19 protein-coding genes and 1 pseudogene are annotated in these 18,472 nt (G+C 44.2%); 15 read left to right on the forward strand and 5 right to left on the reverse strand.

What is annotated here, in order from left to right; genetic code table 11:
• Positions 1-212 (forward strand): annotated as a pseudogene (locus LC586_RS12465) (hypothetical protein); the annotation flags it as partial.
• A gap of 303 nt (positions 213-515) precedes the next feature.
• Here LC586_RS12465 and LC586_RS12470 read toward each other — a convergent pair.
• The 3 genes from LC586_RS12470 to LC586_RS12480 form a co-directional block, all read right to left on the reverse strand.
• A complete protein-coding gene (locus LC586_RS12470; RefSeq protein WP_229484893.1) occupies positions 516-851 on the reverse strand; it encodes a XisI protein in 336 nt (111 codons plus the stop codon).
• Positions 839-1,252 (reverse strand): element excision factor XisH family protein, encoded by a 414-nt coding sequence (locus LC586_RS12475; protein ID WP_229484894.1) that lies wholly within the window; start codon positions 1,250-1,252, stop codon positions 839-841. The genes LC586_RS12470 and LC586_RS12475 overlap by 13 nt, the downstream gene beginning before the upstream one ends.
• Before the next feature lie 188 nt (positions 1,253-1,440).
• On the reverse strand, positions 1,441-2,268 hold the full coding sequence (locus LC586_RS12480) for a carbohydrate ABC transporter permease (RefSeq protein ID WP_229484902.1): 828 nt from the start codon (positions 2,266-2,268) through the stop codon (positions 1,441-1,443).
• Between the two features lie 174 nt (positions 2,269-2,442).
• Here LC586_RS12480 and LC586_RS12485 point away from each other — a divergent pair, with 174 nt between their 5' ends.
• The 5 genes from LC586_RS12485 to folE all read left to right on the forward strand — a co-directional run bounded on the left by LC586_RS12485 (position 2,443) and on the right by folE (position 7,384).
• Complete coding sequence (locus tag LC586_RS12485) at positions 2,443-3,141, forward strand: aldehyde oxygenase (deformylating) (protein WP_229484904.1); 699 nt, start codon at positions 2,443-2,445, stop codon at positions 3,139-3,141.
• 201 nt (positions 3,142-3,342) lie between these two features.
• Positions 3,343-4,362, forward strand: a complete 1,020-nt coding sequence (locus LC586_RS12490; protein WP_100898944.1) for a long-chain acyl-[acyl-carrier-protein] reductase — start codon at positions 3,343-3,345, stop codon at positions 4,360-4,362.
• A 150-nt stretch (positions 4,363-4,512) separates the two neighbouring features.
• A complete protein-coding gene (locus LC586_RS12495) occupies positions 4,513-5,493 on the forward strand; it encodes an acetyl-CoA carboxylase carboxyltransferase subunit alpha (RefSeq protein ID WP_100898945.1) in 981 nt (326 codons plus the stop codon).
• Between the two features lie 353 nt (positions 5,494-5,846).
• Positions 5,847-6,572: an SDR family oxidoreductase gene (locus LC586_RS12500; protein WP_229484973.1), complete on the forward strand. Its 726-nt coding sequence runs from the start codon at positions 5,847-5,849 to the stop codon at positions 6,570-6,572.
• Positions 6,573-6,679: 107 nt separating this feature from the next.
• Positions 6,680-7,384, forward strand: coding sequence for a GTP cyclohydrolase I FolE (gene folE, locus LC586_RS12505; RefSeq protein ID WP_229484906.1), 705 nt, complete (start codon positions 6,680-6,682; stop codon positions 7,382-7,384).
• On the opposite strand, the gene LC586_RS40580 is transcribed toward folE, so the two are convergent.
• Both LC586_RS40580 and LC586_RS12510 read right to left on the reverse strand, forming a co-directional pair.
• A complete protein-coding gene (locus LC586_RS40580; RefSeq protein WP_267921663.1) occupies positions 7,381-7,503 on the reverse strand; it encodes a hypothetical protein in 123 nt (40 codons plus the stop codon). The two genes, folE and LC586_RS40580, sit on opposite strands and share 4 nt — an antisense overlap.
• Before the next feature lie 20 nt (positions 7,504-7,523).
• Positions 7,524-8,156, reverse strand: a complete 633-nt coding sequence (locus tag LC586_RS12510) for a phosphoribosylanthranilate isomerase (RefSeq protein ID WP_229484908.1) — start codon at positions 8,154-8,156, stop codon at positions 7,524-7,526.
• 111 nt (positions 8,157-8,267) lie between these two features.
• On the opposite strand from LC586_RS12510, the gene psaK reads away from it, so the two are divergent.
• The 9 genes from psaK to proC all read left to right on the forward strand — a co-directional run bounded on the left by psaK (position 8,268) and on the right by proC (position 18,368).
• Positions 8,268-8,522, forward strand: coding sequence for a photosystem I reaction center subunit PsaK (gene psaK / locus LC586_RS12515; RefSeq protein ID WP_229484910.1), 255 nt, complete (start codon positions 8,268-8,270; stop codon positions 8,520-8,522).
• Positions 8,523-9,190: 668 nt separating this feature from the next.
• Positions 9,191-10,387, forward strand: coding sequence for a site-2 protease family protein (locus LC586_RS12520; RefSeq protein WP_229484912.1), 1,197 nt, complete (start codon positions 9,191-9,193; stop codon positions 10,385-10,387).
• Positions 10,388-10,727: 340 nt separating this feature from the next.
• The gene (gene der / locus LC586_RS12525) at positions 10,728-12,098 is read left to right on the forward strand and encodes a ribosome biogenesis GTPase Der (protein WP_229484913.1); all 1,371 of its coding nucleotides are present in this window, start codon (positions 10,728-10,730) and stop codon (positions 12,096-12,098) included.
• Between the two features lie 296 nt (positions 12,099-12,394).
• Positions 12,395-13,312 carry an energy-coupling factor transporter transmembrane component T family protein gene (locus tag LC586_RS12530; protein WP_229484914.1) on the forward strand — a complete coding sequence of 306 codons (918 nt, stop codon included), beginning with the start codon at positions 12,395-12,397 and terminating at the stop codon, positions 13,310-13,312.
• 22 nt (positions 13,313-13,334) lie between these two features.
• Positions 13,335-14,999 (forward strand): anthranilate synthase component I, encoded by a 1,665-nt coding sequence (locus LC586_RS12535; protein WP_229484916.1) that lies wholly within the window; start codon positions 13,335-13,337, stop codon positions 14,997-14,999.
• A 536-nt stretch (positions 15,000-15,535) separates the two neighbouring features.
• Positions 15,536-15,814 (forward strand): transcriptional coactivator PipX, encoded by a 279-nt coding sequence (gene pipX / locus LC586_RS12540; RefSeq protein WP_100898955.1) that lies wholly within the window; start codon positions 15,536-15,538, stop codon positions 15,812-15,814.
• Positions 15,811-16,479, forward strand: a complete 669-nt coding sequence (locus tag LC586_RS12545; protein WP_229484918.1) for a YggS family pyridoxal phosphate-dependent enzyme — start codon at positions 15,811-15,813, stop codon at positions 16,477-16,479. The genes pipX and LC586_RS12545 overlap by 4 nt, the downstream gene beginning before the upstream one ends.
• 360 nt (positions 16,480-16,839) lie before the next feature.
• Positions 16,840-17,442, forward strand: coding sequence for a cell division protein SepF (locus LC586_RS12550; RefSeq protein ID WP_229484919.1), 603 nt, complete (start codon positions 16,840-16,842; stop codon positions 17,440-17,442).
• A 107-nt stretch (positions 17,443-17,549) separates the two neighbouring features.
• On the forward strand, positions 17,550-18,368 hold the full coding sequence (gene proC / locus LC586_RS12555; protein WP_229484921.1) for a pyrroline-5-carboxylate reductase: 819 nt from the start codon (positions 17,550-17,552) through the stop codon (positions 18,366-18,368).
• Positions 18,369-18,472 lie beyond the last annotated feature (104 nt).

Genomic DNA, 18,472 nt, shown 5'->3' on the forward strand with positions numbered 1-18,472 from the left:
CGTTCGCATTTGTTATTTCAGCGTTCGCATTTGTTATTTCGGCGACCGCATTTGCTATTTCGGCGTTCGCATTTGTTATTTCGGCGACCGCATTTGCTATATCGGCGATGCCTACGGTGGTCACTGAGCGGCTGGTGAGCGGAGTCGAACCATGTCGAAGTGCTGGCTACGCCTACGCATTTGCTGATTGCGTTTATCCTAAAACAACTTAAAACAAAGACCTCTCCCTGGTTTTACTACGCAAAGCCTGTCCCTCTCCAGCTCAAAGAGAGACAGGCTTGAACTTTAGTTCAAGGTAGAAAGAGGTTTGTTGAACTCACGTCTAATTAGCAGCGCAAGATGTAGCGGTGAGCAAGGAATTATGGGGCGAAGCAGTGGGTACTTGAGCAACCAGAACCACGTTCCCATTGGCATCTATTACCCATCCTTGGGCTTCCACAATTTGAGTAGGTTCATTATTTCTTTTCCTACCTAATATACTAAAAAAATATATTTTTTTAGTATTATTCTCTCCTTTAGTCCACAGCAAACCCTGATAATTGGCGCATTTTTGGAGTATGAAAACCGATCACAATATCTTGTTTATCTATACCCATTTCTATCAGTTCTAAAGCTATATCCGCCTCCGTTGTATTTTGTTGAATCCAAATTTTATTATTCTTGATATCTATATGCATTATTGGCCCATAAATCCGCTTTTGATTGTTCCATCCAACGCTAATAATTTGATAATGGTCATGTTCTGTATCAAAAATTTGTTCTACTTCTACATCTCCGTAACTAGGTTTTAACTGGAGATATTTAGTTAACAGTTGCCTAACTTTTGTTCGATATTCATTTAATTTGTCCATTGTTCTATTCCCTCAGTTTCTACATTGTAAATAATCAGCTTTAATTTGTTTTCATTGACTACAGTTTGAATAAAAGACAAGTTGAAGAAGTCATTATAAGTTGCCAATGGTACAGCTAAATACAAGGTTCTATTTGGCTCTTCAGCACGCAATGCTGTCCGATAATTAATAAATTCTCCTAGCGCCATGTGAAATTCGGAAATTTTTGAGGCACTAACAAAATTTTTGATTTCAACTGCTATTTTTTTTCCTGCTTTTTCCGCAGCTATAAGTCGCTCTGCACCTAAATCAATCTGAATATCAACCCCACCACACCGAATATTGAGCGGATCATTTGTCACTACCCAACCCTCTTTCTCTAGTGCAGACCTCACAATATTGTGGAATAAATCACGAGCCATAGTTTTACAGCGCAGTCACACTAATCGACTCTTGCGTTGCTTTTATAAAACACAATACTAAAAACTTGTTGCTTGATAGCTTTAAACCATTAGGTTTGCTTAGATTATCCGTCTAACTACAAAACAATACAATACTACAATACAAAATAGCGATCGCTTGTATAAAGGTGATTGCAAAATTAGCGATACTAATTCTTAATTCCCGTCGCAGCAATACCTTGAATAAACTGACGCTGACCAATGAGAAATAATACCATCACTGGAACAGTCGCTATTGTCACCGCCGCCATCATCAAAGGCCAATTATTCGTAAATTGCTCTTGAAACTCAGCCAACGCTAGTTGCACCGTCCTTAATTCTGGTCGTGTCGTAAACACCAAAGGCTTAAACAAATCATTCCACTCACCGATGAAGGTGAACAAAAACAGCGTCACCAACGCCGGACGGGCTAAAGGTAACATCACCCGCCACAAAATTTGCAGTCGGTTCGCCCCATCTATGGCTGCGGCTTCCTCTAACTCCACCGGAATTGTCTGGAAATACTGACGTAACAAGAAAATTCCAAATCCGTTGACCGCAGTGGGTAAAATCAGCGCCCCATAAGTGTTTATCAGGTGTCCCCACTTCAAAACCAAAAAGATGGGAATCACCAATAACTGAAAGGGAATCACTAAAGTTGCTAAAACGACCAATAGCAGTGCTTGGCGTCCCCGAAACTTCAGCCGTGCTAGGGCGTAACCCGCTAAAGCGGAAGTGACAATCTGAAACGCCGTCACAGCGATCGCTACCAAGGTAGAATTAGCAAACGCCAGCAAAAATTTTCCCTGTTCCCATGCAACCCAGTAATTAGCTAAAGACCAGCTATTTTTGGACAAATTTTCAGGGCTGGTGGCCGTCGGTGCAAAGGAGGTGAGAAAGACCACAAACAGAGGTAGTAGAACGATGAATGCCCCTAGCAGTAACACTACTAGGCTCAAAAAATCGCCAGATTTCAGATTCGGGTTTGGTTTAAACATAACTTGAGCTGCAAAGCATTTGTTTCGCTAGTACTACATCTCACCCAGCAACAGTTAATCTATAAACATAGTTACTTGTTAAGTTAAATTAAACCACAGTGATTATTACCCTCAGTTCATGGGGTAAATTGAATCCTGGTGTCAAATAATCAGGTTTACAGGAGTAAAGATACCATGCAGCAGCTTACAGACCAATCTAAAGAATTAGATTTCAAGAGCGAAACATACAAAGATGCTTATAGCCGGATTAATGCGATCGTGATTGAAGGGGAACAAGAAGCCCATGAAAATTACATCACACTAGCCCAACTGCTGCCAGAATCTCATGATGAATTGCTTCGCCTATCCAAGATGGAAAGTCGGCACAAGAAAGGATTTGAAGCTTGTGGGCGCAATTTGCAAGTAACCCCAGATTTGCAATTTGCCAAAGAATTTTTCTCTGGACTACACCAAAATTTCCAAACAGCCGCCGCAGAGGGAAACGTTGTTACTTGCTTGTTAATTCAGTCTTTGATTATTGAATGTTTTGCGATCGCAGCATATAACATTTACATCCCCGTTGCCGATGATTTCGCCCGCAAAATCACTGAAGGAGTAGTAAAAGAAGAATATAGCCACCTCAACTTTGGAGAAGTTTGGTTGAAAGAACACTTTACAGAATCTAAAGCTGAACTTGAACTTGCAAATCGCCATAACCTACCCATAGTCTGGAAAATGCTCAACCAAGTAGAGGGTGATGCCCACACAATGGCAATGGAAAAAGATGCTTTAGTAGAAGACTTTATGATTCAGTACGGTGAAGCATTAAGTAACATAGGTTTTACGACACGCGATATTATGCGCTTGTCAGCCTACGGACTCATAGCCGCTTAAAAAAAGTTAGGAGCAAAGCCGGAGACGCTTTGCCTCCGGTGAGGTAATGAACAGTGAGAAATTATGAGTCGTACTCCTAACTCCTGTACAGACGCGATTAATCGCGTCTCTCCTGTACAGACGCGATTAATCGCGTCTCTCTAACTCCCAACTCTACTAAATTCCACCCTTTCGAGACAGCATAAGCCTAATAATCACTACATGTTTGGTCTAATTGGACATCTGACTAGTTTGGAACACGCTCAATCGGTAGCTCAAGAATTGGGATACCCAGAATATGCCGATCAAGGGCTAGACTTTTGGTGTAGCGCCCCACCGCAAATTGTTGATAGTATTATTGTCACCAGTGTAACTGGGCAACAAATTGAAGGAAGGTATGTAGAATCTTGCTTTTTGCCAGAGATGCTAGCTAGTCGCCGCATCAAAGCCGCAACGCGCAAAATCCTCAACGCTATGGCCCATGCACAGAAGCACGGCATTAACATCACAGCTTTAGGCGGATTTTCCTCAATTATTTTTGAAAACTTTAAGTTAGAGCAGTTTAGCCAAGTCCGCAACATTAAACTAGAGTTTGAACGATTTACCACAGGAAACACTCATACTGCCTACATTATTTGTAAGCAGGTGGAAGAAGCGTCCAAACAACTGGGAATTGATTTATCAAAAGCAACTGTTGCTATATGTGGAGCAACTGGGGATATTGGTAGTGCAGTTACACGCTGGCTAGATGCGAAAACAGATGTTCAAGAACTCCTGCTGATAGCTCGTGATCAAGAACGTCTCAAAGAGTTGCAAGGCGAACTGGGGCGAGGAAAAATTATGGGTTTGACAGAAGCACTGCCCCTAGCTGATGTTGTAGTTTGGGTTGCTAGTATGCCCAGAGGCGTGGAAATTGACCCCACCACTTTGAAACAACCCTGTTTGTTGATTGATGGTGGTTATCCTAAAAACTTAGCGACGAAAATTCAGTATCCTGGTGTACATGTGTTAAATGGTGGAATTGTAGAGCATTCCCTGGATATTGACTGGAAAATTATGAAAATCGTCAATATGGACGTGCCAGCCCGCCAGTTGTTTGCTTGTTTTGCCGAATCAATGCTGCTGGAATTTGAGAAGTTATACACGAACTTTTCGTGGGGACGGAATCAGATTACCGTAGATAAAATGGAACAGATTGGTCGGGTATCAGTAAAACATGGATTTAGACCACTGCTGGTTTAAGAGTTAGGAGTTAAGAGTTAGGAGTTAGAAGTTAATAGCTTTCATAAGTCCACACCTTCTAAAACCTCACTCCTCACTTCTAACTCCTCACTCCTCATTTCTAACTCCTCACTCTGAAAAACTCATAACTCGTAATTGATAATCCCTACGATGGCAACTACCGAGCGTAAACCGCTACTGTTAGATTTTGAAAAGCCCTTAGCAGAACTCGCAACCCGAATTGATCAAATCCGGCAACTTGCAGAAGAAAATGGCGTCGATGTTTCTGGTCAAATTCGTCAACTAGAAGCACGCGCCATGCAACTGCGTGAGGAAATTTTCAGTAGTCTATCCCCGTCTCAGCGACTGCAAGTCGCTCGTCATCCCCGTCGCCCTAGTACTCTCGATTACATTCAGGCTATTAGTGATGAATGGATGGAATTGCATGGCGATCGCTGCGGAGGTGACGATCCGGCTTTAGTTGGTGGTGTCGGTCGTCTGAGTGGGCAACCTGTGGTGATGTTGGGTCATCAAAAAGGTCGTGATACCAAAGACAATATTGCCCGTAACTTTGGAATGCCTTACCCTGGCGGCTACCGCAAAGCGATGCGGTTGATGGAACACGCCAACAAGTTTAGTATGCCAATACTAACTTTTATCGATACGCCAGGAGCTTGGTCTGGAGTAGAAGCAGAACACCAAGGTCAAGGAGAAGCGATCGCCTACAACTTGCGGGAAATGTTTTGCTTAGATGTACCAATTATCTGCACAGTCATTGGTGAAGGCGGTTCCGGTGGCGCACTCGGTATTGGTGTAGGCGATCGCCTACTCATGTTTGAACACTCAGTTTATACCGTCGCCACTCCCGAAGCCTGCGCCGCCATTCTGTGGAAAGATGCTGCCAAAGCTCCCCAAGCAGCCGTTGCTCTAAAAATTATTTCCCACGACCTGAAAAAGTTGGGAATTATCGACCAAATACTCCCTGAACCCACTGGTGGCGCTCATTCCGATCCTTTAAAAGCCGCTACTATTCTTAAGCAAGTGCTATTGGAAAATTTAGACGAACTCAATCGTTTAACCGCTCCAGAACGCCGTCAACTGCGCTATGAAAAATTCCGCAAAATTGGCGTTTTTACAGAAGTTGCCCACTAACAGCGCTGCATAATGATTGATTAGCAGAGCAAAATGCTATAATTGCCTATGTGCTTAAAGATTTTTAACAATCTAGCCATAGGCATTTGCATGTTTGGTAAATCTACTCAATTTGATTGAGTAACTTTTGTATTATCAAGTAATCTAATTTGAGTGTACGGCGTGGCTTTCCAGGCGATGATTTGTTGTCTTCACTGGTAAAACCCACAATATACGCACTATTGCACTGCATCATAGCAGATGCTTAATGGAAATCATCAGATTTTTAGATTCCTTTAATCTATCTAGACCGAGAAGTGAGAATAATTGGGTGGTAATAGGCTTTGGGAACTGCCAAAAAATTGGGAGACACCATGAGTGTTGAGCAAAAACGACGCGCCCTGATTACAGGGGCAAGTAGTGGAATTGGGAAAGCAACGGCTTTAGCCTTTGCCAAAGCCGGAATTGATGTCGCCTTAGTCAGCCGTTCTTTGGATAAATTGGAGGCGGTAAGAGAAGCAGTCGAGCATACTGGGGTGGAAGCGAAAGCTTACCCTGTAGATTTAGCGCGACTGTGCGAAGTAAAAGAAAAGATCCAAGCGATCGCTCTTGACTTTGGTGATATAGACATTCTGGTAAACAATGCTGGCATAGCCTATACAGCTACTTTGAGCGAAACCCCCCTAGAGGGCTGGCAGCAGGTAATTGACTTAAATCTTACCAGCGTGTTTCAGTGCATTGTGGGGATTTTGCCTTCAATGCGCGATCGGGGCACAGGCACAATTATCAACGTCGCCTCAATTGCCGCCAAGCAACCCTTTCCCGGTTGGGGAGCATACAGCGTCAGCAAAGCTGGTTTGATAGCCCTCTCTCAAACGCTGGCACAAGAAGAACGCACCCACGGCATTCGTGTCACAGCTATCTGTCCCGGCGCAGTCAATACCGAACTTTGGGATACAGAAACAGTCCATGCTAACTTAGACCGTTCTAAAATGTTAACCCCGGAAATTGTGGCTCAGTCAATTCTCTACACAGTTCTGTTACCACAAGAGGCAGTTATTGATGAATTGACCCTGATGCCCAGCGCTGGCGCACTCTAATTGCAAAGTTAGGAGTTAGTAGTTAGAAATTAGAATTTTTAACTCATAACTCATAACTCATAACTCATAACTCATAACTAAATTCAAACCATAACCAAGACTGAATCATGACTATTGCTTCCAACGGTTCCAATTGCTCTCAATCACCTCTGATTCCCGACTTGGCAGAAGCCATAACTCCTAGACCCGATCGCAACACCCACAACGGGCGACAAGCGGATGTGTCCCCGCCAAAAGAGGAACATCTGGAGGAAATGAAGGACGCCGTGCGGACACTAATATTGGGAGTTGGCGAAGATCCTGAACGCGAAGGACTCCTCAAAACACCCAAGCGAGTGGCCGAGGCAATGCGGTTTCTTACCAGTGGCTACACCCAATCCCTTGAAGAACTCGTTAACGATGCCATCTTTGATGAAGGGCATAACGAGATGGTACTAGTTAGAGATATTAATTTCTTTAGTCTGTGCGAACACCACATGCTGCCATTTATGGGTAGAGCACACGTTGCTTATATCCCCAACCAAAAAGTTGTGGGACTGAGTAAGCTGGCCCGCATTGTTGAGATGTATTCCCGTCGTTTGCAAGTGCAGGAGAGATTAACCCGCCAAATTGCCGAAGCAATCCAGACCATTTTGGAACCTCAAGGAGTAGCCGTTGTGATGGAAGCTAGCCACATGTGTATGGTGATGCGGGGTGTCCAGAAACCAGGTTCTTGGACTGTCACTAGCGCAATGGTTGGTGCATTCCAAGAGGAACACAAAACCCGCGAAGAATTTTTTAACTTAATTCGCCATCAACCAGCGTTCTTTTAGGGAATGGGGAGTGGGGAGTGGGGAGTGGGGAGTGGGGAAGATGAGGTAGATGAGGGAGATGAGGGAGATGAGAGAGATGAGGGGAATAATAATTCTTTGTTTGCTTTCCCTTTCCTCATTTTCCCCTACTCCCTACTCCCTACTCCCTACTCCCCAATTTCTCAAACAACTTGGCTACTTTATCTAAATCTTTATCTCCAGGTGCGCGTTCTACACCACTAGATAAATCAACGCCACTGGGATTAACCTGACTTAAAGCTTCCACAATATTATCTGCTGTTAGTCCCCCAGCTAAAAACCAAGGGCAATTGGGGCTGAATTGCTCTAGCATTGTCCAATCTAAGGTTTTGCCTGTGCCACCAAGTTGTTCGGGATGGTAAGCATCAAGTAGTAAAGTATCTACGTAATTTGTGTAATTAGCCACTGTGTCAAGATGCTCAAGACTCCGAACTCTCAATGCTTTAATAATTTCGACATTGGGTAAAGCTTGACGTAATTGGTAGCAAAAATCTGGTAATTCATCCCCGTGTAACTGGACACCAGTCAACCCAGAATCAACAACTATCTGACTGATTTCGGGGATACTAGCGTTGGCAAAAACACCAATTGTGTCAATATTAGCCGGGAGTTCTGCTACTGCTGCCCGAATTTGGGATGTAGTCACATAGCGAGGTGAGGTTGGCACACAAATAAAGCCTAGTGCCGTTGCGCCCAGAGAGGCGATCGCTATAGACTGCTGTGGTTGAGTAATGCCGCAAATTTTAACGCGCATGAAAATTTAATAATTTTAAAATAATCATCAACAAAGTCTAAACTATCCGTAAAACTTTTGTGCCCTGGTAATTTTATAATTTTGTAGGTCTACATTTTAGGAGACAAAAGCTTGATTTCATCTATTTTACTAGCAGCATCTGCAACTGTTCCCGCAACACCTGCGTGGAATCCTACAGTAGGCATCATCATCAGCATCACCAGCTTAGTAATGGTTTTACTAAGTACTAGGATCGAAAAACCCTTAGTTGGCCCCAAGTTCCCCATCCTGCCGATTAGTATTCCAACATTCGTTGCAGCGATGGCTTTTGGTCATATTGTTGGCGTTGGCATCGTTTTAGGACTGACTAACATCGGTCGTCTGTAGTTTTGCGATGATCGCGGCGTTGCTTATAATGCCGCGATCAATACAAAACTCCTAAAAAGGATTTTGGTTCTTTCTCCAGCAACATAACTCATGAGCATTACCCAGTCAGCCTCCGTGTAGTCCCTCTAACTGAGGGGAGAGGTATTAACCATTTAACACACTCAAGAGGACTGGTAGGGGGCAAGGGGCAGGGGAAGCAGGGGAAGCAGGGGAAGCAGGGGAAGAATAAAAATTACCTATTTCCCCTCTGCTCCCTGCTCCCTGCCTCTGTGCCTCTTCCCCATTCCCCACTTCAGAGCTTTGCTCACAGGCATTAATTGTCTATCTTAGAAATAAGAGCATTTCGTAACGGAAGCATCCCAAATGTGTAAGTTATATCAAAACCACGTTATGAATTGTCATTGCGTTCGCCCAAGGCGTACCCTGCGGGAACGCAACGTAGTGGAGTGAAGCAATCGCAAGATATGGGATTGCTTATCTGCGACACGCTGCGCGAACACTACGCTACCGCTTCATTCGCTTTTGACTTACACCTTCGTGCAAAATTGGGATGCTCCCATTTCGTAACTCGACACTACTGAATTAATGCTCAGAAATATATGTATAAGAATATACGCAAATATTGCAGTATAAGAACTACTGACGATATCTAGTTTTAGGACAATGTAATGCAAACAAATTGGAAAATTGGGTCTTTATTTGGAATTCCCCTGTTTTTAGACCCGTTATGGTTTGTGATTTTAGGGTTGGCAACTCTTAACTTTGGGGTAGCTTATCAGGAATGGGGGCCTGTTATAGCTTGGAGTGCTGGAATAGTTATGGCACTGTTGCTATTTGGTTCGGTGTTGCTACATGAGTTGGGTCACAGCTTGGTAGCCCGATCGCAAGGCATTAAAGTTAATTCAATTACCCTATTTCTGTTTGGCGGGATTGCTGCTATTGAAGAAGAATCTAAAACTCCTTTCAAAGCTTTTCAAGTAGCGATCGCTGGCCCTTTGGTGAGTATCATACTATTTTTCCTGCTCCGGCTGGGAGCTATTGTGATACCTGATACTAGTCCACTCAGTGTCATGGTCGGAGATTTGGCGAGAATTAACTTGGTGGTGGCCCTATTTAACCTGATTCCAGGCTTACCTCTAGATGGAGGGCAAGTGTTAAAAGCAGCACTATGGCAAATCACAGGTAATCGTTTTCAAGCCGTACACTGGGCTGCAAAGGCTGGGCAAATTTTGGGTTACAGTGCGATCGCTTTAGGATTTGTTGTAGATTTTGTGACCAGAGAATTAGTACTTGGTTTGTGGATTGCGATGTTAGGTTGGTTTGCTGTCCGCAACGCTAACAGCTATGACAACATGACTACATTGCAAGAAAGCCTACTTAAAGTTGTGGCGGCTGATGCGATGACTCGTGACTTTCGGGTAATTGATGCTGATCAGACATTGCGATCGTTTGCCGATTTATACCTGTTGGAAACCGTTCCCTCACAGATTTATTTTGCTGCATCTGATGGACGTTACCGGGGTCTAGTTTCCATTGACGATTTTCGTTTAACCCAAAGGAGTGAATGGGAAACCCAAACCTTACATAGCATTGTGCATCCCTTGACAGAAATACCCACTGTTGCAGAAGCAACAACGATAGCTGAGGTAATTAACAAACTGGAAAATGAGCAGTTACCTAGAATTACCGTGCTTTCTCCGGCTGGTGCTGTTGCTGGTGTAATTGATCGGGGAGATATTGTAAGGGCGTTAGCACAAAAGTTAAATTTGCGGGTAGCAGATGCTGAAATTAAACGGATCAAGGAAGAAGGAAGTTATTCGCCTGGGTTGCAACTAGCAGCACTAGCGAAGTCAATTACAAAATGAACGTCATACCCTTGTCATAGTTTTGCAATAGATTCGTCAAAAGCTTGTGTGATATTTAATCTGGTATTTGGTTACAAAATGCTTTTTTTGGGTAAAAGGTAGGAAATCCTACCTTTTTTATTTTTTAAATTAACGTGAGTTCGATAAACCTCTCCCTGCCTTGAACTAAAGTTCAAGTCTTTCCCTCTCCGACTCGGAGAGGGACGGTTTTACGTAGTAAAACCAGGGAGAGGTTTCTTTGACATCGCCTCAGAGGATTGGAAAATTATTAAAACTTCCAGTTTAAAGCGAGTAAAATGTAAGTACGTGATATACTACGTCTCTCACTCACCCTGGTTTTATGGCACTGCCAATTGTTGCAATTATCGGACGCCCAAATGTGGGCAAATCCACCCTGGTTAATCGACTCGCCGGGGAACAAACGGCGATTGTCCATGATGAACCGGGAGTGACACGCGATCGCACTTATCTACCAGCTTTCTGGAATGGTCGTGAATTTTTGGTGGTAGATACTGGTGGTTTAGTTTTTAATGATGATACCGAATTTTTACCACTGATTCGCCAACAGGCAATGACAGCCCTTGCAGAAGCGTGTGGCGCTATTTTTGTCGTAGATGGTCAAACAGGCCCCACCTCGGCAGATTTAGAAATCGCCGAATGGATGCGCCAACAACCCGTACCCGTTCTACTAGCTGTAAATAAATGTGAATCCCCAGAACAAGGCTTAATGCAAGCTGCCGAGTTTTGGGAATTGGGATTGGGCGAACCTTACCCTATCTCCGCAATTCATGGCAGTGGTACAGGAGAGTTACTCGACGAGTTAGTTAATCACATCCCTGCTATTGAAGACATCCCAGACACGAATGAAATCAAAGTAGCAATTGTGGGACGCCCGAATGTCGGTAAATCGAGCTTACTGAATTCTTTTGTCGGGGAAGAAAGGGCAATTGTCAGCCCAATTTCCGGCACCACCCGCGATGCTATTGATACCGTCATTGAACGAGAGGGACAAACCTACCGTTTGATTGACACCGCCGGTATTCGCAAAAAGAAACACATAGAATACGGCACAGAATTCTTTAGTATTAACCGTGCTTTCAAAGCGATTCGCCGTGCTGACGTGGTTTTATTAGTAATAGATGCCGTAGATGGAGTCACTGAGCAAGACCAAAAATTAGCTGGGCGGATTATCGAAGAAGGTCGAGCTTGCATCATCGTCGTTAATAAGTGGGATGCTGTCGAAAAAGACTCTTACACAATCTACGACTACGAAAAAACTCTGCAATCACGGTTACATTTTACCGAATGGGCAGAAACAATTTTTGTGAGTGCCTTGTCAGGACAACGGGTAGAGAAGATTCTAGAGTTGGTGAAAACGGCGGCTGAATCACACAAACGCCGTGTCAGCACATCAGTTATTAACGAAGTCTTAACAGACGCTGTTAGCTGGCATTCACCGCCAGCATCTCGTGGTGGCCGTCAGGGCAAGATTTATTATGGTACACAAGTAAGTAGCCAACCACCAACGATCGCTCTATTTGTCAATGATTCCAAACGCTTCAACGACAACTACCGCCGCTACATTGAACGCCAATTCCGGCAACAGCTAGGATTTAAAGGCACGCCAATTATTTTGCTGTGGCGGAGCAAAAAAGTCCGTGATGCCGAAATTGGTAATGTTAATAGAGCAACTCGCGTCAAAATAAGTTAGGAGTTATGAGTGAGAGTTAGGAGTTAGGAGTTAGGAGTTATGAGTTAAAGCCAAAATTTCTAATTATAGAAGCCTATGGACTTGAGTTTGATAGCGGCACAAAGTGAGAGAGTTATGAGTTAAAGTCAAAACTCCTAAATAGCAATTATTTGTGAAACTACACAAAATTAGACTTGGTGAGACAAGAGGCTTGAGCAACTGGTTCTATGCAACCTCACAGGTAATCGGTATAACTCGTAACTCGTAACTCCTAACTCCTCACTCATAACTCATAACTCCTCACTCCTAACTCTAAAATGGATTTATTACGATCGCTGCCACTTGGACTTTATTTAGAACAACCCCAAACTTGGCTGCATAAAATCGATCCGCGAGTCAAGTTCGCCTGGTTGATGAGTTTTTTAACAAGCTATGTTTTAGCTAACAACTTTTGGCGGGTGCTGCTAGTGGTAATATTGATTCTTGCCACCTTAATTGCCAGGATTCCCCGCCGAGTATGGCAGCAGCAAATGGGTTGGCTGTTAATGCTATCGTTTTTTATCTTAGCGATCGGAGCCATCAGTCCTGATGCAATGGGTGCAGATTATCAGCCACGCCTCCCAGCCAATGAACAAATATTAACCCAGCCAGTAAACTCCAAAAATATTGTTCAAGAGCCAGCAAGTAATAGCAAATACAGCTATGTGCTATTTCACAAAGGCCCAGTTAAAGTAACTCGCCGCTCCTTGGATTTGGCTGTACGTCTGAGTACAATTATATTTACCGTAATTTACAGCACCAACTTGTATCTGCTGACAACCGCACCAGAAGAAATCACATCTGGCATAGAAAGCCTAATGCAACCCCTGAGACGCTTCAAGTTGCCTGTCACCGAAATTGCTTTAACTTTAACCTTATCCTTGCGCTTTATCCCTTTGGTTTTAGAAGAAGTGCAAAACTTATTTCGCTCCGTGATGACAAGGGCAATTAATTGGAAAAAGCTAGGATTGAAAGGAGGATTCAAAGTTTGGATGACAGTCGCAGAGAGACTGTTAGAAAATCTGCTCTTACGAGCCGATCAAATGGCGAATGCAATGATGGTGCGGGGTTTTACCAGTCCTAACGAGCATCGAGTCCAGTGGCACGATTTACGATTTAAAGGGCGTGACTGGCTTGCTATTGCAACTTTAATTTTATTCTGGGGAATACGGCTAGCTATAGGAACTCAGGTCTAATTTTGCAACGCTTATAAACAGTATGATCAAGGCTTGGTATTGGCGATCGCTACCCTTAGAAAAGCGTACAGGTTCGGAAGTTTTTGCTACTCTTTTTCACCCCACCTCCGCATCGGGAATTGCTACCCTACTGGAAAGTCCCTACCCAACGCCAATCGATCATCCCCAACTCAGCCGATATTCTATCTGTGCAGGCGCTCCTCGCCTAGTCGATGGCATCCCCCAGATGTGGACACCAGAAGTCGGAAAGGTTTTTCCCTTCCTCGAAAAGCTGTTACAGCAAGGGGTAGGGAGAGATGAGGGGGATGAGGAAGATGAGGGTGATGAGGGGGATGAGGTAGTATTTTCTCTCCCATCTCCCCCTGCTCCCCCTGCTCCCCCACCTCCCCATCTCCCTTTCACCGGCGGTTGGTTAGGTTGGCTAGGCTATGATGTGGCATGGGAAATTGAACAGTTACCACGTCATAAAATTGATCCCCTACCATTTCCCATAGCTTTTTGGTATGAACCAGATTGTTTTGCCATTTTAGATCACGCGCAACAAATTCTTTGGCTAGCCGCCAGTGATGCAAGTGAACTCGATGAGTTCCAGCACAAATTAGAGAACATAAAAGGGGAGTTGGGGGACAAAGTAGAACTTTCTCCCTCATCTCCCCCATCTCCCTCATCTCCCCCATCTCCCTCATCTCCCCCATCTCCCTCATCTCCCTCGCCTCCTCTCTTTTTGACATCTCAAGCAGATTATGAAACAGCTGTAAACCAGGCGAAAAAATATATTCAAGCTGGAGACATCTTTCAGGCAAATCTTTCATTGCGATTTCAAGCGTCTACATCGGCTTCTGGTTGGGAAATTTACCAAGCCTTGCAAAAAATCAATCCTTCTCCTTTTGCCAGCTATTGGCAAACGCCTTGGGGGGAAGTGATTAGTTGTTCGCCGGAACGGTTAGTAATGTTGCAAAATCGACAAGCCGAAACCAGACCGATCGCTGGGACGCGATCGCGTGGTGTCAATCCAGAACAAGATATGCAACTGGCACAAGATTTACTCAGCAATACCAAAGAACGTGCAGAACACATCATGCTGGTGGATTTGGAACGCAATGATTTAGGGCGAGTTTGTGAATGGGGAACCGTTACTGTTGACGAATTGCTGACAATTGAGCGATATAGCCATGTGATGCATCTTGTCAGCAACATCAAAGGTACTTTAAAAGGCGAATGCACCACCATTGATTTGATCCGCGCCACGTTTCCAGGTGGCACAATCACAGGTTGTCCCAAAGTCCGTTGCATGGAAATTATTGAAGAACTAGAACCCTTGCGGCGCAGCTTGTTCTACGGTTCCTGCGGCTATTTAGATTGGCGTGGTCATTTAGATTTAAATATCTTAATCCGCACCCTGCTATTAGCTCCCGTGTCTCAAGAAGCAGGGGGAGCAGGGGAGGCAGGGGAGGCAGGGGAGGCAGGGGGAGCAGGGGGAGCAGGGGAGGCAGGGGAGGCAGGGGGAGCAAATTCTTCTTCATTTCCTTACTCAAGACTCATCCCTGGGCACTGGGCACTCAACATTGTCTGGGGACAAGTTGGCGCAGGAATTGTCGCAGACAGCGATCCTGAGAAAGAATGGTATGAATCTCTGCACAAAGCTCAGGCACAACTGGCAGCACTGAAAATGCTAGATAATCAATAGGAGTAGGGAGTAGGGAGTAGGGAGTAGGTTATTAGTTATTCTTTCTCCCCCTGCTCCCCCTGCTCCCTCATCTCCCCACTCCCACTCCCCACTCCCCACTCCCCACTCCCCACTCCCAAATTTTGTGCCATTCAGCCACAGTTGTGGCAGTATGGAAAGAAGTTGAAAAGTTAGCTGTTGCCGTTGGGAATTTCAAAGGGTGTTTTCCCTTGCCACGCTAAACTTTCAATAAGAGGGTCAGGACTGTTTTATGCCTTATGCCGCCAGGTTGGTATATTTGAGTCACCAAAGCATAAAGCGAAATCTATCGATAAGCCTCTACTCTTCGAGTCTACACTTCACGTTTCATGTTGTACCATTTCGCTTCACTACCACTAGCTTCATCTGCCTATTAGAAACTAGATCAAGGTCTTCGCAACCGCAGTTTTGCATTTTAAGCAAATATTCTGGCGAATGTTGGTATTATCGTCTGAATGTTTGGAATTCACTGCGAAAAGATATATATACTCTCACCTTGACTACACCTTAACTCTTAAATGAATCCAGAAAACGCAGAAACTTACATAAACCATCCAACTTGGGGTTTACTTTACAAAATCTGTATGGTTGATGACAACCAGGATTTGTTCACCACACTTTATGCCCAGCGCTTGTTTTTTTTGGTTGCAAATGACGTTAAAGGTGTTAAATTCCAGTCTCTAGGACGTACTGAGGCTAGAATGATGTTGGAAAATCGCTTACGTACCCTGCGGCGCAGTGGACAATCTCAGGAGTACGATCAGCTTCAGAGTGTTTTCCAACGCACCTTCCAATGAATAGTTCGATTTCCGAACGTATTGTTTCCATTCGCTCCTCTCTACCAACTTCAGTCAAATTGATTGCTGTTAGCAAGCAAGTTTCTGCCCAGACCATTCGGTCTGCCTATGCCGCAGGAATTCGTGATTTTGCGGAGAGTCGTATCCAAGAAGCCGCCAGCAAACAAGCCGAGTTGCAAGACTTACCGGATATTACCTGGCACTTTATTGGACATTTGCAAAGCAATAAAGCCAAAAAAGCCATCGAACAATTCCCTTGGATTCACTCCGTCGATAACTTGAAGCTGGCACAGCGCTTAGATCAATTGGCGCAACAGCTAGGAGTGAGTCCCCAGGTTTGCCTGCAAGTGAAAATTCTCCCCGATCCCAACAAGTCTGGTTGGAGTGTGCCAGAACTTTTGGCTGATTTACCCACACTCGATCAATACAAAAGTTTACAAATTCAAGGTTTGATGACAATTCCGCCTTCAGGATTAAATGATCCGGAAATTTTGAATGTATTTAATCTCAATCGTGAGCTAGCAAAGAAAATAAGAGAGCAAAACTGGTCGCACATTAAAATGCAGCACTTGTCTATGGGTATGTCAGGCGACTACGAACTGGCAGTGCAAGCAGGCGCAACGATGGTACGATTAGGAACAATATTGTTTGGCGATCGCTCTTAGCCTTTGATCATCAGCCTTGCTCTTAAGTATTAATAGAGATCAGGATTTGATGACAAGAATTTTCTAACAAACTGGTGCAATTAGAAACAAAGGATATAGTATTGACAAAAGCAATCGCTAAGGAAAAATGGGGTAAAAAGAACTTTCCTTCGGACAAACCTTAGGATATAATCTTGACTCATTATTATGTTTAGGCGATGCACAGACCTTTGCAAAAAGTGTCAGTTCATCGCTAAAACCAGTAGGGTTACAAATAGCAGTATACTTGCTGTAGTATCCACCGATGTAGCGATTGCTCCTACTCAATCAATCCTAAGCCAAGTCAATATAAGCTATTCGCACCAGGAGAGTACACAGACAATGAACAATATCTTTTCCAAACTCAGAGACTTTGTGGGTCTAAATGAGCAAGTGGAATACGAGTATTACGAAGAAGAACCAGATAGAGATAATAATTACCAAAATCTGTATCAGCAAGAAAATCCCCAACCACCGGCACCACAGGAAAGCACGGCCGCTCAAAATCGACGCTGGCGGGAACCAGTGCCTACAATGGGAGATGATATCGCAGAAGGTTCAAAGCCAATGGGGAATGTGATTGGTATGCCAGGAGCAATTAACGGAATTTCGGAAGTTTTAGTACTCGAGCCACGCACCTTTGAAGAAATGCCCCAAGCAATTCAAGCGTTGCGAGAACGCAAGTCAGTGGTATTAAATCTGACAATAATGGACCCAGATCAAGCTCAACGAGCAGTAGATTTTGTTGCAGGTGGTACTTACGCACTAGATGGACATCAAGAACGCATCGGTGAAAGCATCTTCTTGTTTACGCCAAGCTGTGTCCAAGTTAGCACCCAAGGTGGGGTTCTTCATGAAGTACCACAACCGCCAGCACGTCCCTCTCGTCCTACAGGTTCTCCAAATCAAACCTGGGGCAACGAAACTAACCGGATGGCACAATAAAATTAAATTAGTTGTTAGTCCTTTGTCATTTGTCATTAGTCCTGGGTTTTGATCATAGTGACAAATGACTAATGACAAACGACGAATGACTAATGACTAATTGATCAATGACTATAAAATTTGGCTTAATTGGTGGTGGGGTAATGGGAGAAGCGCTCTTATCCCGCCTTATCGCGCTTGGAACTTATCAATCATCAGAAGTCATAGTTAGCGAACCGCTATCTTCACGCCTAGATTTTTTAAAACAGCAATACAATGTTGCTGTGACGACAGATAATAGCGAGGTTTTCACCCAAGTAAAAGAAGTTGTCTTTTTGGCAGTAAAACCGCAGGTGTTCAGCGCGATCGCTCAAGAATTAGCAAATATTGATATTCTTAATAAAGAACACTCACCCCTAATCATTTCGATATTAGCGGGTGTGCCTTTAAGCCAGCTAGAAGCTGCATTTGTGCAATTGCCAGTTATTAGAGCAATGCCCAACACCCCAGCAACAGTGGGAGCGGGAATTACCGCCATTTGTTCAGGTGCATACACCAATGCCAAGCACCACCAAATAGCACAGCAGATTTTTTCTGCTGTGGGGGAAGTCGTGGAAGTCTCAGAAGGGCTGATGGATGCAGTCACAGGGCTATCTGGTAGCGGCCCGGCTTACGTGGCGCTCTTGGTAGAAGCACTTGCTGATGGCGGAGTATCCGCAGGTTTACCTAGAGCAATTGCTAATCAACTAGCCTTGCAAACCGTACTAGGAACAGCGAAACTGTTACATGAAACCAAAATGCACCCAGCAGAACTCAAAGATCGCGTTACTAGTCCCGGTGGTACAACCATTGCGGGGATTGCCAAGCTAGAACAGGCAGGATTTCGTTCAGCTTTAATTGAAGCAGTCAAAGCTGCCACAGAGCGATCGCAAGAACTGGGAAAATAAAGTGAGGAGTGAGGAGTTAGGAGTTATGAGTTAGGAGTTATGAGTTATGAGTTATGAGTTATGAGTTATGAGTTTTAACTTCTAACTCCTCACTCCTCACTCCT

Source organism: Nostoc favosum CHAB5714, assembly GCF_020829495.1.
GTDB classification, from domain to species: domain Bacteria; phylum Cyanobacteriota; class Cyanobacteriia; order Cyanobacteriales; family Nostocaceae; genus Nostoc; species Nostoc favosum.

Bases quoted from the DNA above. Each gene is read 5' to 3' on its own strand.
- LC586_RS12470 (WP_229484893.1), bottom strand. From the start codon at position 851: ATGGACAAATTAAATGAATATCGAACAAAAGTTAGGCAACTGTTAACT.
- LC586_RS12475 (WP_229484894.1), bottom strand. From the start codon at position 1,252: ATGGCTCGTGATTTATTCCACAATATTGTGAGGTCTGCACTAGAGAAA.
- LC586_RS12480 (WP_229484902.1), bottom strand. From the start codon at position 2,268: ATGTTTAAACCAAACCCGAATCTGAAATCTGGCGATTTTTTGAGCCTA.
- LC586_RS12485 (WP_229484904.1), top strand. From the start codon at position 2,443: ATGCAGCAGCTTACAGACCAATCTAAAGAATTAGATTTCAAGAGCGAA.
- LC586_RS12490 (WP_100898944.1), top strand. From the start codon at position 3,343: ATGTTTGGTCTAATTGGACATCTGACTAGTTTGGAACACGCTCAATCG.
- LC586_RS12495 (WP_100898945.1), top strand. From the start codon at position 4,513: ATGGCAACTACCGAGCGTAAACCGCTACTGTTAGATTTTGAAAAGCCC.
- LC586_RS12500 (WP_229484973.1), top strand. From the start codon at position 5,847: ATGAGTGTTGAGCAAAAACGACGCGCCCTGATTACAGGGGCAAGTAGT.
- folE (WP_229484906.1), top strand. From the start codon at position 6,680: ATGACTATTGCTTCCAACGGTTCCAATTGCTCTCAATCACCTCTGATT.
- LC586_RS40580 (WP_267921663.1), bottom strand. From the start codon at position 7,503: ATGAGGAAAGGGAAAGCAAACAAAGAATTATTATTCCCCTCATCTCTC.
- LC586_RS12510 (WP_229484908.1), bottom strand. From the start codon at position 8,156: ATGCGCGTTAAAATTTGCGGCATTACTCAACCACAGCAGTCTATAGCG.
- LC586_RS12520 (WP_229484912.1), top strand. From the start codon at position 9,191: ATGCAAACAAATTGGAAAATTGGGTCTTTATTTGGAATTCCCCTGTTT.
- der (WP_229484913.1), top strand. From the start codon at position 10,728: ATGGCACTGCCAATTGTTGCAATTATCGGACGCCCAAATGTGGGCAAA.
- LC586_RS12530 (WP_229484914.1), top strand. From the start codon at position 12,395: ATGGATTTATTACGATCGCTGCCACTTGGACTTTATTTAGAACAACCC.
- LC586_RS12535 (WP_229484916.1), top strand. From the start codon at position 13,335: ATGATCAAGGCTTGGTATTGGCGATCGCTACCCTTAGAAAAGCGTACA.
- pipX (WP_100898955.1), top strand. From the start codon at position 15,536: ATGAATCCAGAAAACGCAGAAACTTACATAAACCATCCAACTTGGGGT.
- LC586_RS12545 (WP_229484918.1), top strand. From the start codon at position 15,811: ATGAATAGTTCGATTTCCGAACGTATTGTTTCCATTCGCTCCTCTCTA.
- LC586_RS12550 (WP_229484919.1), top strand. From the start codon at position 16,840: ATGAACAATATCTTTTCCAAACTCAGAGACTTTGTGGGTCTAAATGAG.
- proC (WP_229484921.1), top strand. From the start codon at position 17,550: ATGACTATAAAATTTGGCTTAATTGGTGGTGGGGTAATGGGAGAAGCG.